Origin of the sequence: Pseudoalteromonas shioyasakiensis (assembly GCF_024518675.1) — a bacterium.
Taxonomy (GTDB): domain Bacteria; phylum Pseudomonadota; class Gammaproteobacteria; order Enterobacterales; family Alteromonadaceae; genus Pseudoalteromonas; species Pseudoalteromonas shioyasakiensis_B.
Genome location: NZ_JANIGL010000011.1, coordinates 19165 through 33996 on the forward strand (window position 1 = coordinate 19165; position 14832 = coordinate 33996).

Sequence of the window (14832 nt, forward strand, 5' to 3'; positions counted from 1 at the left end):
GTTATTCTCTGGTAGAATACAGCAATTAAATAGAGCTGTGCGGCTGTTAGTATGTCTACAATCACTCCTGTCATTCTCGCTGGTGGAATAGGTTCAAGGTTATGGCCTTTATCGCGCCAAGCAATGCCAAAGCAATTTTTATCATTGCTGGATGAGCATTCGCTACTACAAAATACGTTGCAACGAGTGACGGGTGATGGCTTTAAGCCAGCATTGTTAGTGTGCAATGAACAGCATAGGTTTATTGCCAGCCATCAGTGTCAAGCCATAGGCGTAACGCCTAAAGCTATTCTATTAGAGCAGCAAGGTAAAAATACCGCACCTGCTATCGCACTTGCTGCACAGTATGCATTAGCTCAGGGAATTGATGCACCTATTTTTGTTATTCCTGCGGATCATTATATCGCTAACTTTGAGCACTTAGTGCAACAACTTCCAGATGCCATCGCAATGGCCGAACAAGGTAAGCTGGTTACTTTTTCAATCAAGCCTGATACTGCTAATTGTGGTTATGGGTATATCAAACAAGGCGCAAAAATAGCTAATTCAAATTGCTATCAAGTTGAGGAGTTTAAAGAAAAGCCAGATCTAGAACTGGCACAACAGTATGTGGCAAGTGGTGAATATTCATTTAACAGTGGTATGTTTTTGTTTACGCCAAAAAGCTACCTTCGCGAACTGGAAAGGTTTGCGCCAAAAATAGCCCGCGCCATTGCCGGTGCTGGCAATTTTAGCCAAGACTTAGGGTTTATAAGGGCTGATGAAGCAGCGCTTAGCTCATGCCCAAGTGATTCTATTGATTATGCAATATTAGAGCGTAGCGATAATGTAGTGGTGCTACCTTTAGCTCTCAATTGGAGTGATGTTGGTAGTTTTAATGCACTTTGGCAAAACACAAATAAAGATAGTTTAGGCAATCATGCTAGCCATAAGGACGTGTTGTTTAATAGCGAAAATAACCTTGTGCAAAGTGAAGAAGGTCACACTATCGCGGCTCTAGGTGTAAATAACTTAGCCGTTATTCATACCCACGACGCAACGTTAGTAGCAAATAAAGCGCAATTAGATCAGTTGCCACAGCTCCTAGCTCAGTTAGCGAATAAGCAAAGCGATAAACTACTTAACCATCAGGCTGTTTATCGACCTTGGGGAAGTTACCGCGTGCTAGTGGAAGGAAGTGGTTTTAAAGTTAAAAAAATCACTGTTAATAGCGGCGGCAGGCTCTCTACTCAGCGCCATCAGCATCGTGCTGAACACTGGGTTGTAGTGTCAGGCATTGCAGATGTCAGTATCGATGGTAAAGCCAGTGTTTTAAAGGCCGATCAATCTTGTTATATAGCTGCAGGTCATATACACAGTTTAGCTAATAGCCAAAATAAACCACTTATATTAATAGAGGTGCAAACCGGTAGCATACTGGATGAAAGCGATATTGAACGTTTTGACGATGTTTACGGTAGAAGTTAATGGTTAGGTTTGACGAATTAAATCAGGCTAATAACCAAGCCTATAATTAATATTACCCAGAAAATAGCGGTATCTCTAAAATGGTTGAGTAGCCAAAAGTAGAGTAACGCCAATGCACCAGCAATGGCTGTTGTAACAATATCTGTAAGAAATCCTACACCTGACATTAAGTTAATCAATAATACAATTCCAGTGTAAATCCCTGCGCATAATTTAGGGCGTTCAGTATTAATTAGTAGCTTTAATAAAGCGACCAAAATCAAAACTTTAAAAATGAGCATCGTTCTATCCTTAGTTATTCAGCGCGTACCTATTAAACTAAAATATTATAAGTTGAGCAATCGGTTTCTCATAGGATGCTGGTGCGGCGTGCAAACATTACAATTTAGAAAACAAATAAAACAAATAAAACAAATAAAAAAAACAAATAAAAAAGACAGCCATCTTAATTTATTGAATAACGCCTTTACAGTAATGAACATTTGATGGCTATCAACTTTGAGCTTCTACTCATTCGCTTTGCATTTATCAAAGTTAAAGCTGAACTGACTACTGTATTATCAAAACTCCAAACATGAGAAAAGCAGCAATTATGCTGTTTGGTGATTTTAAAGATAAAGTGGTGGGGTTTTTAAGCAAGTAACTTCTCACTATTACTTATGTTTGACCTTCGTTTTCGACCAACATGTTCACAATAAGTATCTTGTGAGGTGGGGCGTCCTAATGGGCCATGAAATACTCGAGTAAACTGTGTGGTGAGTTTTAACCAATTTTCAGAGCTTATGTTTACTCGTTCAAGTAATGGTAATTGACTGCGCGCTATAGCACCACGTTTATCGCCTCTGATGCAGCGCCCTGTTAAATCAATCAGTTCAAGGTATGATTTGAGCTCAAATGGTAAGCCTTTAGGCACTTTTTTGCGTGAAGTACCCGCAAATCGTATTAGCGCTTTTGGCTGTTTTCCTGTTGTTGCGCTTTGTATTCGTTTTTGCACACTTGTGTGGTGATTCTTCGGGTGTATTGGCTACCTTTGCTCGAATTGGGTTTAAGTCTACATAAGCCATACAAGCAACTAATGCAGCTTCATCTAATAAAGCTTGTGATTTAAAGCGGCCCTCCCAAAATCGCCCTGTGCAATTATCTTCTTTGTTTGCTCTGCGAGCGATGTCTTCATTTAATAATCGCATAAACCAGCTAATGCTTGATAACCGCGCTCGGTATTGTTTTATTGTTTGGTTTAAAAATATAAGCTCTGCTTTACTCAGTTGCTCACCCTGCAGATATTTGTGAGTCAATATTGTGCCTTTACAGAGTTTATGCCAGCGCAGGATAATGGCTTTATCATTCATCCTAAAGGCCTTTTTATCATCGACATACAATACTAAGTGTGTGTGATTACTCATTACAGCATAGGCGCATACATCAATACAAAATACCTTAGCAAGCTTAAGCAACTTAGTTTCAACCCAATCTTTGCGGTGTTCATAAGAGCGACCTGTTAACTGGTCTTCTCCACACAAAAATGCACGGCGTACACACCGTGAAATGCAGTGGTAGAATTTTGTATCCACCAAGCTAATTTGCCGCTTTCTTGCAATTGCCATACTAGCTCCTGCTAGATTAATCCTAATCAAAGCCTAGCTTACAGCTAAAAAGGTACAAACTTAAAGGTGGGTGTCTTGTTTATTCTTTTATTCCGTCTTCGTTTATTGCTCTGACTACCCAATTAACTGTATTTACTCACGAGATGAAGTTCTACCATATGCAATGCAGCGACAGATACCGTAAGGACACTGCACATATATAGATACCTACTATAGGACATACACCTTTCTGCTCCCGTGCCACCACTGCGATACATTATAACTTCACCTTGTCTCCAAACAGACGCATGATGGGAGCCATTTCGCAAACTAGAATCGAGGCATTCACTAAATCTTGAAAATAATGGGTTTCCTTTTATTGGACCGTCTTTCTTTGATTTTTCCAAATCCTTTATGTACTGAGGAAGAGTAAGTTTCATAAACTCGTCGAATTTACGACCGCTTCCCAAGTTATTTAAACAGGCAAGCACAGTGAAGTTTGACGTCAAAGACTCATAAGCTTCACCATAAAATAATTTGATGGCATCAAAGTCTTTTGAACCTACCATCAATTTCAGAGTTATTAATTCTAGCTCTATAGATTAGCTGACCTAAAATATCCCTGTGTTTGAAATATACTGTAAAAACAGATAAGTACCTTAATTCATTTTCTTCACGTAAACTCTCTTTGTAATAATTGTAGAAATCATCCAATTTGCCAGCCTCGTGGAGCTGGTCAATCAAACGTTCAATCGGCTCATACAATTCGTTAATCCTAGGGTAAAACAGAGCATCGTAAAATTCGCACATTACATCGATATATGTAACGCAATTACTATCTCCGACCTTTACTTTACTTCTCTGTAAATTATAATCTTTGATTAATTTTGCTAGAGCTTTATCTTTACCTTCTGCATGTGATAATTGGTATATAGCTTTAACTTTTCCCCACATTGTATCAGCGTTGGGAATATCAAATTGACTAGCAACATCTTGTAGAAAAGCTCCATCTCTTTGTCTCAAATGAGGTTGAAGTAGTTCGACACCTTCTATAGACGGGAAAAACATAGCATCATGATATTTTTCAACTGGAAAGCAAAAGCTAGGATGTAAGTTTATAATGGTTTTATTTCTATCAAATCCACCAAGCTTACAATTTTCTACCGCTTCAATATGTCCATTTGGTGCCTTCGAACGCACAGCAATTCCTATTGATTGTTCGCAATCTAAACAATCAAAATAATGCTTTTGATAAGAATCTAAGCCAATTGCAACTCTAGTAAAATACACTTTATTACAGATTAAGCATTCGACATTTTGGCTAATAACCACTGAACTTCCTTATACAGTTAACAGCTTATTGAACACCATTTTGGTGGTTTATAACACACCAAAACGGCGTATATTACATACCCTGATAATTTCACCAATAATTAATTTTGTAAACAAGTAATTAAAATAACAGGAATAACTTTTACTTTTCACCTTGCTTCTTTATTCCTTGAAACTATACTCTCGCCAACTCGCCAACTCGCCAACTCGCCAACTCGCCAACTCGCCAACTCGCCAACTCGCTAACTCAGCTCACTTCTCACATATTTTAAATACTGCTCTAAACTACTTTGCCATAATACGATTGCATCGGTGAGGGCGTCTTTAAGTGGTTTATTATCTAATAAGCGACGTTCTATTTTTTTCAGTTCCGATCCGTAGCGGTTAAAACCTAGCTGCAATGCTGTACTAGCTTGGCGGTGTAACACTTTAATGCATTGTTCTTTATCTTCATCAAGTAACTGTTGTGCTCGTATTAACTTGTTACGGGCTGAGAGCACAAACTCATTATAAATAGAGGAGACTTCATCTTCACTAAAAGAGCTTTTCAGTGTCTCTGCGGCAGTTTCATCGTAGAGTACGTCACTGAGTTCTACGGCAATTATAGGGGCTTGATTGTTTTGCGAGTCACTAAGCGCTTGGCGTAACTTTTGCTGCTTAATTGGTTTGCCAACGATGTCTTTTATACCAAGTGCAAAGTATTCTTTTATTTCATCGGGGCTTAAACTCGCAGTAAAAGCCAGTACCGGCGTGCGTTGATTCTTGTGCTCAATGCCCTTTAACGTTTTCAGCACTTCTTGGCCGGTAAAGTCGGGTAAATTCATATCTAATAATACAACGTCAAAGTGATGTTGTTGCATCAGTTCAATTGCACTTTTACCATCCCGGGCGAGTTTGATTTTATGTTCATCATCAGCCATAAATTCAATGGCTATTTTTTGGTTTAAGTCCAAGTCTTCAACTAAGAGCACATCTAGCCCAGTGATATAGTCTTTAGATTGGTGTCGTTGCTCAACCAAGCTTAACTCACCTAAGGCAAGCGTAATATCAAAACTAAACGAGCTCCCTTTGCCTAGTTCGCTGATAATATCTAAATGTGAACCAAGTTTGTCTAAAAGGCGGCTAGTAATCGCTAGGCCAAGGCCTGTTCCGCCTTTTTCTTTACCGGCGCTGCTTTGCACGTAGGGTTCTGTCAGGTATTCAATTTCGTCATCTTCTATACCAGGGCCTGAATCTATAACACTGATGCGAATACGGTGTTCTAACTGGCGTTCCTCAACGAGTTCAACACGAATTTTCACTTCGCCTTGATCAGTAAATTTAATCGCATTTCCCATCAGGTTAATTATGATTTGTCGTAGCTTTTGTTGATCGCAGTAATAGCAAGCTTGCTCTGGTAGGTTGTAAATTAACTCAAAGCGTAAGCGCTTTTGCTCAGCCAGTGGTGTCAGTAATAAACATAAATTATGTAGCCAGGTTTTGAACTCCACATCTTCTTCATATAGCGCTTCGTTATGTTGATCAAGACTTGCGTAATCAAGTACTTTATCTACTAGTAAATTTAAAGATTCGGCTGAATTGATAATGGCTTCGCAGTAAGGTTTATCGCGCGGATCACTTGACTGATTAAGGATCAGTTGTGCACTGCCTAAAATACCATTCAGCGGAGTGCGGATTTCATGGCTGATAGTCGATAAAAACAACCCTCTAATCTCTAAATCTTTTTGCGCCTTTGCTGTTAGTTGGTTAAGGTTTTGCTCGCGTCGTTCATTACACAATAGTGCCATACCAGTCGTGTAAAACATCGGCGCTATCACTCCGTTTACTAATAAGGTTACGCTAAACCAATTTTCTTTTAACAATGTAAAGTTATTCACATCTTCCATCAAAAATGCACGTCCAGCAAAAATGGAACTAATAATAGTCAGAATCAATATGTAGACAATACTGCCATTGGGGTAGGGCTGTCGGGCAAAGCGAATGAATAAATAAAGTAAGAAGAAGGCTTCACCTATATGCTGTAAATCAGATGCAAGTACACGATTGCGTAAGTTAGAGTCAACAACGGTAAAATACATGAGCAAAGCACCACAAAATAACGTCGCAGCTATAAAAAATCGAAACTCTTTACCGCGATAGTTTAAAAATTGACTGATCGCTAATGAGTGTATTATGGATGCACCAAACCATAAACTATTTGCCAATATAATGGTGATATGACTACCGATATTGCCATGTATTGCAAAGCTCATCAGTGCGGCAAAAAGTACCAGAGGGTAGAAAATAAATAGTAAGGTGCCTGGAGTGCTTCTGTTTGTTCGCCATGTAAGAAAGTTTAACAGTGTCATTACGGCCATCATGGCTGCGCTGGCAAAGTAAAGAGTGAGGGAGTCGAGCATGTTTATTCCAAGCAGATCAGAGACCGGTTCAGAATAATAGGATTTTTCAAGCTTAGCAATTTATCAGGCGTAAAACAGGCACATAAAGTACCTGTTTTAATAAAAGCAAACGAGTGCTTAGCGGATTTCGTCAGGTATATTTTGTTGAGCCCACGAAAGTAACTCAATACGGTTACGGCATTTGGTTTTTCTAAATGCACTATATAAATGTGTTTTAACTGTGTGTGGGCTAATGCTAAGTGCTTCAGCAATTTCTTTGTTCTTAGAGCCGTTACTCATTAATGAGATAATTGCTTTTTCACGCTTGGTTAATTTTATTGGTTCAATATCGCCTTCAGTTAGTTTGTGTAAAGCGTCTTTATTAAACTGTAGCATGCGGTTAAGTGCGTTACACATAATATCACGACGATACCAAAGCTGATCTTCAAGTAATAAACGAATACCTTTCATTAAGACATCTGCGTTATCTGTGGTGTAAAATACACCACGAATTCCACTGAGTAATGCACGATTCGCAAGCTCAGGGTTTTCGTCTAGGTTAAATAGTACGATATCGCACTTTACACGCAGGTTTACTAATTGTTCTTTTAATTTACCCCAAGCATCGTTACTTGAAGTTTCAATAAACAATAAACGAGTGCCTTCAGGAACATCTAAAATATTGGTTCCTGTTGTAACATTTAGCCCTTGGGTTTTTAACAATGGCTCTAATACATTAATACCAATTGTATTAATTGGCTCTAAATCTAATAACAAAAAGGCTGAATTACTCATATTTACATACTCTTGAATAAAGTTGACTAATCAATCCTACCACGCAATCCGCCCCTTTCGTATTAGAAATTTCCGAGATTAGTACAAGAAAAGTGCACTTTTCACCTTATTTGTTACTTTTTTGTTTGTTAAAATTCGTCTCGTATTTGTAACAGCCTGTTAAATATAAGTTTTATATTTTGGTTTTTTAGTATTAGCATTTTAAAATTTTTACGTTGAAAAGTGCTAAGTTATAGTTTTGGTGTGTCCTGATAAGGAGGCCAACCCATACTCTTGCCTGCTAACATATGTAAATGAATGTGGTAAACGGTTTGTCCGCCATGTTCATTACAATTCATTACGACTCTAAAGCCATCATCACTAAAGCCATGTTGTTTCGCGATTTTAGCGGCTACAACATATAGGTGACCAACAATAGGCGCATCTTGCTCAGTGATATCGTTAATTGTTGCAATCGCTTTTTTAGGGATAATCAAAATATGAAATGGTGCTTGCGGGTTGATATCTTTAAAAGCAAGCGATAACTCATCTTCATAAACAATATCCGCTGGGATTTCTCGATTAATAATTTTTGTAAAAATAGTTTCTTCAGTCATTTTAAATGTTCCGTATGGTCTTGTACTAAAGTCACTAATGACAAACTTTGCCAGCAGTGTCAAACTGAATTCAAACAGAAGGAGTTTTTATGCGTAAATTACTATTATTAAGCACAATTACATTACTAGGCTTGAGTACTTCGACACTAGCTGAAACGGTTTACTTTCCAGAAGAAATTGTTCCGCTGCAGGTCGGCGATAAAAAAGTTGAACATTCATTTTTTAGTCGCGTTGATGAACTAGAGCTTGCCCCAGGTAGTTATAAATTTAAGCTAAAATACACCGATTTGTATGAACAAGGGTATGACGCTCATCAAGTGGTAGACTCTGAACCCTTTTGGGTTTCGGTGACAATAGCTGAAGGTGAAGATTACGATATCGTTTTCAATCGTGCAGATAATGCGGTAGCGGCTAAGGTATTTGCAGAGTCTCCACAAGTGAGTTTACAAGCACGAGGTTCGTCTTTGGGTATTCCTTTAGATAGCGCATCTGCACCACAACAAACGCAGCAAGCTAAAGCACAAGTGGCGCCAACGGCACAAACTCAAGCAGTTGCGGTTGCCCCCATTGCAGTTAATGCACCTGTGTCTAAGCCTAGCCCTACTAATGCGGTAGACGGGGCACCAAATGCGGCAGCGATGTTAGATTTCTGGTGGCAGCAAGCAAGCCCTCAACAGCAGCAAGCTTTTTTAGATAAAGTACGAAAGTAATATTTATAGCATTAAAAAAGGCGCTGTATTAGCGCCTTAAATTGATATTAATTGCTTAACCTAAGCTCTGGTTACTTAGCAAATAAATCATCAACAGTACCTTGTGCTAATGGGTGGTAGCCTGGGCGTGCTTTGATGTATACATCATGTGCCCACTCACGCTTACCATTTTTAATAAGTGCTTTATATAACGGCACAATTAGCTTACGACGACCAATGCCAGATAAGTGTTCATCAAGAGCTGGATAAATAGGTTGATAACCATTACCGACAGCAAGCATGTACCATGCGAAGGCGCGTTCGGCATTGGTTGACTGAGTAAGGTTAAACTGATTATCCAACTCGGTCATTTTCTCTATGCTTAAGTCACGTGGTAGGTTATTTAAAAAGTGTAGCCACTCATGCACCGTCCAGTTTGCTGTTGGTAGTTGTGCGGCAGTGGTTGTACCTTGTAACCATGCTTTGGTTGCAGCATCTACTTTATCAAATGCATCAGATGTTGGGTTTGGTGCATCACTTGGTAAACCTGGTTGAAAAATCCACTCGTTAACCTTATCCATGCTAACAATACCCGGGTATTTTTTAATTAAGTTAGCTTCGATGTAAGTGACAAACTGTGCCGTTGTTAATGATTTAAAAGCAAACTCGTCAAAGTAGGTTTTTACGAAGTCATCAAACTTTTCACGGCCGTATTGGTTTTCCAGGTAGATTAAAAATAGTTGGCCTTTGGTGTAGGGTACTGAGCTAAAAGCATCATCCGGATCGCGGCCATTTAGTTTTAAATTAAGGCGTGTGTCTGGTGCATCAATGGTTTTAAGCTGCGCACGAAGCCCAGCAGCATCAAGAGCTTGCTCCATGACTGCACGGTCACGACCAAATACTTCTTCCATAATGCGGTTTTCAACGTATGAAGTAAAACCTTCGTTTAGCCATAAATCTTCCCATGTGGCGTTGGTTACTAAGTTACCAGACCATGAGTGAGCAAGTTCATGGGCAATCAGGTTAACTAAGCTTTTATCGCCTGCAACAACCGTCGGGGTGATAAATGATAAACGTGGATTTTCCATACCACCGAATGGGAAACTTGGTGGTAGCATTAATAAGTCGTAACGACCCCAGGCGTATTCGCCATACATGGCATTGGTTTTATCGATCATCGCTTGGGTGTCGTTAAACTCAGCAACAGAGGCATCTAAAATAGTCGGTTCAGCAAAAATACCGGTTTGCTTAGACATGGCTTTAAATTCTAAGTTTCCTGCCCCAATCGCGATTAAATAAGGCGAAATGGCTTGTGGCATGTCAAAGTGGTAGTCACCATCTTTGTAGAGCGCATCTTTATTATCAGCACTCATTACGGCACGAATATCTTCTGGTGTATGAATACGTGCAGTATAAGTAACACGCATAGCTGGCGTATCTTGTACTGGCAACCAACTACGAGCATGAATTGCTTGCGACTGGCTGTACATAAATGGGTGGGTTTTGCTTGCCGTTTGCTCAGGAGTTAACCATTGCAAGCCAGAGGCTTCAGGGCGGCTATTGTAGTAAATACGGACTTTTTTTGCTTGGCTGTTAAACTTGATGGTTAATTTTGAGCCTTTTACATCATCTCGTTGAGCTAATGTGAAATCCGCTTTTTTCCAACTGCCTGTCTGTGTTTGATACATCACTTTATCAATATCTAAGTCACGAGTATCAAGTATGAGGCTTTTACTTTGGCTGTTTTGCCATTCTAACGTGTGCTCAACAAAACCTTCTAATTGCTTGTCGGCAAAGTCGACATCTAAATCAAGGTTTAAGTGCGTAGTGATAACCTCATTAAGGTTAGCGTATGAGTTTTGGTCAACAGCGCTGGCCATTGCCTGCGAACACATACCTGCCATTGCGAGGCTTAAAAAAAGAGGTGTGATTTTCATAATTACCCTGAACACAAATAAAAAGTGCTGGTTTTATAACACGATTGATAGTCGAGGTTGAACAATTTCTGCAATCTGATGCGCGTTTTGCGATGATGGGGTAAACTAATGCGATTAGTGATAATTAACCTTTGAGGCATTTTGTGGCTCACTCTGTGCAAGCTTTTCACACATTTTCATTACCGAGTCAGTGCTCACAATTAATTGAAATAACTGAACTCGAACAATTGCAGCAGCAATCTTTTTCTCGTCCATTTTGTATTTTGGGCGAGGGCAGTAATACGGTTTTTTTAACTGACTACCATGGTCAGGTGATTAAAATGGCGACCAAAGGGATTACTGCAACTGTGCGAGAGCATGACTATTTGCTAGAAGTTGCCGCAGGAGAGAACTGGCACCAATTAGTAATTTATACATTAGAACAGGACATGCCGGGGCTTGAAAATTTGGCGCTGATACCGGGCACTGTGGGCGCGGCACCGGTGCAAAATATTGGCGCTTATGGCGTCGAACTGGCCAAGTACATTGACTATGTTGAGTACTTTGATATCACTAGCAAAGAGCTGGTTCGTCTTAGTAATGCTGAGTGTCAGTTTGGCTACCGCGATTCAATTTTTAAACACCAGTTAAAAAGTCATGCGGTGATCACTCTAGTTGGCCTTTGTTTGCCAAAGCAATGGCAGCCAGAGCTAAGTTATGGTCCATTACAGCAGCTTAAGGATATTACGGCGCAGAATATTTTTGCCCAAGTGATAAAAACCCGAAACAGTAAACTACCAAACCCGTACGTACTGGCCAATGCAGGCAGCTTTTTTAAAAACCCGATCATATCCAATCAACAGTTACAGTCACTGTTACAAGCGTATCCGCAGTTGCCACACTATGTATATGATAATGAGCATCACAAAGTGGCCGCCGGTTGGTTAATTGAGCAGGCTAACTTGAAGGGGTATCGCATTGCTGGTATTGCCGTGCATCAGCAACAAGCTCTGGTGTTAGTTAATCATGGTAACAGTGTAGGTGCTGACTTAATTGCCATGATCCAACATATTCAACAGCAAGTATGGCAGTGTTACCACATCCGCTTACAACATGAAGTGCGTTTGATGAGCCGCGACGGCGAGTGCCACATTGATTTAGAGGAAACTCCATGAAAGCGCCTGATGGAAATAGATTAGCAATTTTAAATGCGTTAAATAATGGTGGTTTTATCTCGGGGCAATTACTGGGGGAGCAACTAGGTATTAGTCGCGCCGCTGTAAGTAAGCATATACAAAGCTTACAAGAGATGGGCCTCGATATTTTCAAGGTCAACGGTAAAGGTTATAGCTTAAATAATGCCGTTGGTTTACTAGAGCAGAGTAAAATTCAACATTATTACCAAGCTCTTGATGCTGGCTCGGCACAAATAGAAGTACACCCTATCATTGACTCAACTAATAGTGAGCTAATGCGCCGTATTGCTGCAAAGCAAGCGTTACAGTCTGGTACGGTGATCGTTGCTGAAATGCAACAAGCTGGGCGCGGGCGAAGAGGCCGGGTTTGGCAATCTCCCTTTGGAGCAAACTTGTACTACAGTTATTACTGGCAGTTGGATGATGGTCTACAAGCTGCTATGGGGATGTCTATTGCTGTGGGGCTTGCAGTTTACGATACCTTAAAAGCGCTTTACCAATTAGATATAGAACTAAAGTGGCCTAATGACATTTATCTTAATAAAGAAAAACTGGCAGGTGTGCTGGTAGAGCTTGATGGACAACCACAAGGGCCGTGTCAGCTCGTTATAGGTATAGGCATAAACTTGCAAATGCCACAAAGTGTCAGCCAGCAAATAGACCAAGCATGGACAGACTTAAGCCAACACACCACGCAATTAGATAAAAACAAGCTTGTAGCGCACCTGACTTATTATTTGGAGCAACGCTTGGAACAATATAGTCAAACAGGTTTGCAAGACATGTATAAGCAATGGAATACCTTAGATGCCTTTGCTGGGCAGTGTGTAGAGCTAAACACTGGGCATCGAAGTTGGCGTGGTATTTGTGAAGGTATAGATGTTCATGGCGGTATTCGTATTCGCCAAGATGGTGAAGCAAAAAGTTACTATGGTGGTGAAATATCTTTACGTAAGGCACAACAATGAAGCTGCTTATAGATGTAGGAAACACAGCACTAAAAGCTGCATTATCAAATGATGGCAACATTACAAGCTGTAATTTAGCGAGTGTGGCTTGGGATCAGATAAGTGAAGTTATCTATGCTTGTGTCGGCAATAGCGAGCAGCTTGATACATTACTGAATCATGCCATGGCACAAAACATTCCCTCTTATGAGGCTAGCGTTAGCAAGCAGTTAGAGAGCCTAACCTGTGCGTATTCTCAGTATCAAAACCTAGGCATTGATCGCTGGTTGGCAATCATTGCAGCCTACAAGCTGTGGCCACAGCAAGATTGCATTATAGTCGACACCGGCACCGCAACCACGATTGATGTATTAAATGCAAAGGGGCAGCATTTAGGCGGCTGGATTATTCCTGGTTTAGATTTGATGACGCAGTCGTTAACGCAAAATACTCAACGAGTTTTTGATGATGATGCAACGCCTTTTAGTTGTGAGTTAGGTATTAATACACCTAATGGTTTAAAAAATGGCGCACTGGTGGCAACTGTTGGCGCTATTGAACAAGCTAAATTGCATTTAACAAATAAAAAACCACAGCTAATTTTAGCTGGTGGCTATGCAAAACTGTTACAAAAGGAACTTCCGGAGGCAATTTATGCTGCTCAGTTAGTTATGCAAGGTTTAAATTTTTGGCGGGAATTGAGCGAAAAGTAACAAAAACACCTGTTTTTGCCTGATTTGTGAGCATTCAAACTAAAAAATTACATTTTTTTCAAATTTATTGTTGCATCCCAATACGCCTTACTCTAATATCTCGCCCCGTACTAAAGCAGTGCCGACTTAGCTCAGCTGGTAGAGCAACTGACTTGTAATCAGTAGGTCAACCGTTCGACTCGGTTAGTCGGCACCACTTTCCTTTTACCGGAAATGCTTAGTAAAGAATTATCGTGGAGGGGTTCCCGAGCGGCCAAAGGGATCAGACTGTAAATCTGACGGCTCAGCCTTCGCTGGTTCGAATCCAGCTCCCTCCACCACTTTATTCTTGACGGTTAGAGGTAGTTTAAGAACAGGTTCCTAACGCGGGCATCGTATAATGGCTATTACCTCAGCCTTCCAAGCTGATGATGCGGGTTCGATTCCCGCTGCCCGCTCCAGTTTCTGGTGTTGCTGATATAGCTCAGTTGGTAGAGCGCACCCTTGGTAAGGGTGAGGTCGGCAGTTCAAATCTGCCTATCAGCACCAGTCACACGAATCTTCTTGAATACTTCCTTTATCTGTCAGAAAATACTATTTGAAATTTGAAAAATTTAATTTAATCTACCTGCTGGTGGATTATTTTCATATGTAATCTAGATACACAAAACTGATAGGTTCCGTCATGGCAAAAGAAAAGTTTGAACGCGTAAAACCGCACGTAAACGTTGGTACAATCGGCCACGTTGACCACGGTAAAACTACCCTAACTGCAGCAATCACTAACGTACTTGCAAAAGTATACGGTGGTGTAGCTAAAGACTTCGCATCAATCGATAACGCTCCAGAAGAGCGCGAGCGTGGTATCACAATCTCAACTTCACACGTTGAGTACGATACACCAACTCGTCACTACGCACACGTAGACTGTCCTGGACACGCCGATTATGTTAAAAACATGATCACTGGTGCTGCTCAAATGGACGGCGCAATCCTAGTTGTTGCTGCAACTGACGGCCCTATGCCACAAACTCGTGAGCACATCCTACTTTCTCGTCAGGTTGGCGTTCCTTACATCATCGTATTCATGAACAAATGTGACATGGTTGATGACGAAGAGCTACTTGAGCTAGTAGAAATGGAAGTTCGTGAACTTCTTTCTGAATATGACTTCCCAGGTGATGACTTACCACTAATTCAAGGTTCAGCTCTTAAAGCTCTTGAAGGCGAAAAGCAGTGGG

At 40.5% G+C, this 14832-nt stretch carries 12 protein-coding genes, 4 tRNA genes and 1 pseudogene; 10 read left to right on the plus strand and 7 right to left on the minus strand.

Features of this window, described 5'->3' with window-relative positions; all coding sequences use genetic code 11:
* Positions 1 to 51: 51 nt before the first annotated feature.
* Positions 52 to 1467, plus strand: coding sequence for a mannose-1-phosphate guanylyltransferase/mannose-6-phosphate isomerase (locus NQT69_RS19110; RefSeq protein ID WP_256829251.1), 1416 nt, complete (start codon positions 52 to 54; stop codon positions 1465 to 1467).
* A gap of 17 nt (positions 1468 to 1484) precedes the next feature.
* On the opposite strand, the gene NQT69_RS19115 is transcribed toward NQT69_RS19110, so the two are convergent.
* The 6 genes and pseudogenes from NQT69_RS19115 to NQT69_RS19140 form a co-directional block, all read right to left on the minus strand.
* Positions 1485 to 1748 (minus strand): hypothetical protein, encoded by a 264-nt coding sequence (locus tag NQT69_RS19115; RefSeq protein WP_256829252.1) that lies wholly within the window; start codon positions 1746 to 1748, stop codon positions 1485 to 1487.
* A 350-nt stretch (positions 1749 to 2098) separates the two neighbouring features.
* Positions 2099 to 3071: pseudogene (locus NQT69_RS19120) on the minus strand (transposase).
* Between the two features lie 525 nt (positions 3072 to 3596).
* A complete protein-coding gene (locus NQT69_RS19125; RefSeq protein ID WP_256829253.1) occupies positions 3597 to 4382 on the minus strand; it encodes a hypothetical protein in 786 nt (261 codons plus the stop codon).
* Between the two features lie 242 nt (positions 4383 to 4624).
* Entirely contained in the window at positions 4625 to 6781 is a 2157-nt protein-coding gene (locus NQT69_RS19130) for an ATP-binding protein (protein ID WP_256829254.1), read from the minus strand.
* A gap of 117 nt (positions 6782 to 6898) precedes the next feature.
* Positions 6899 to 7555, minus strand: a complete 657-nt coding sequence (locus NQT69_RS19135; protein WP_256829255.1) for a helix-turn-helix transcriptional regulator — start codon at positions 7553 to 7555, stop codon at positions 6899 to 6901.
* Between the two features lie 230 nt (positions 7556 to 7785).
* Entirely contained in the window at positions 7786 to 8151 is a 366-nt protein-coding gene (locus NQT69_RS19140) for a histidine triad nucleotide-binding protein (protein WP_256829256.1), read from the minus strand.
* Between the two features lie 89 nt (positions 8152 to 8240).
* Here NQT69_RS19140 and NQT69_RS19145 point away from each other — a divergent pair, with 89 nt between their 5' ends.
* The gene (locus NQT69_RS19145) at positions 8241 to 8861 is read left to right on the plus strand and encodes a DUF2057 family protein (RefSeq protein WP_256829257.1); all 621 of its coding nucleotides are present in this window, start codon (positions 8241 to 8243) and stop codon (positions 8859 to 8861) included.
* A 71-nt stretch (positions 8862 to 8932) separates the two neighbouring features.
* Here NQT69_RS19145 and NQT69_RS19150 read toward each other — a convergent pair whose 3' ends face one another.
* Positions 8933 to 10777: a M1 family metallopeptidase gene (locus NQT69_RS19150; RefSeq protein ID WP_256829258.1), complete on the minus strand. Its 1845-nt coding sequence runs from the start codon at positions 10775 to 10777 to the stop codon at positions 8933 to 8935.
* Between the two features lie 143 nt (positions 10778 to 10920).
* Between NQT69_RS19150 and murB the strand changes: the two genes are divergently transcribed.
* From murB to NQT69_RS19190, 8 genes are all read left to right on the plus strand, one after another.
* The gene (murB, locus tag NQT69_RS19155) at positions 10921 to 11931 is read left to right on the plus strand and encodes a UDP-N-acetylmuramate dehydrogenase (RefSeq protein WP_256829259.1); all 1011 of its coding nucleotides are present in this window, start codon (positions 10921 to 10923) and stop codon (positions 11929 to 11931) included.
* Complete coding sequence (gene birA, locus NQT69_RS19160) at positions 11928 to 12920, plus strand: bifunctional biotin--[acetyl-CoA-carboxylase] ligase/biotin operon repressor BirA (RefSeq protein ID WP_256829260.1); 993 nt, start codon at positions 11928 to 11930, stop codon at positions 12918 to 12920. Before murB ends, birA begins: the two co-directional genes overlap by 4 nt.
* Positions 12917 to 13612 (plus strand): type III pantothenate kinase, encoded by a 696-nt coding sequence (locus tag NQT69_RS19165; RefSeq protein ID WP_256829261.1) that lies wholly within the window; start codon positions 12917 to 12919, stop codon positions 13610 to 13612. The genes birA and NQT69_RS19165 overlap by 4 nt, the downstream gene beginning before the upstream one ends.
* A gap of 120 nt (positions 13613 to 13732) precedes the next feature.
* Positions 13733 to 13808 (plus strand) — tRNA-Thr (locus NQT69_RS19170).
* Positions 13809 to 13847: 39 nt separating this feature from the next.
* Positions 13848 to 13932: transfer RNA gene (locus tag NQT69_RS19175), tRNA-Tyr, on the plus strand.
* 45 nt (positions 13933 to 13977) lie between these two features.
* A tRNA-Gly gene (locus NQT69_RS19180) sits at positions 13978 to 14052 on the plus strand.
* Positions 14053 to 14064: 12 nt separating this feature from the next.
* Positions 14065 to 14140, plus strand: a tRNA-Thr gene (locus NQT69_RS19185).
* 136 nt (positions 14141 to 14276) lie between these two features.
* On the plus strand, positions 14277 to 14832 hold a 556-nt coding region (locus NQT69_RS19190; protein ID WP_256828929.1), incomplete at its 3' end, for a GTP-binding protein.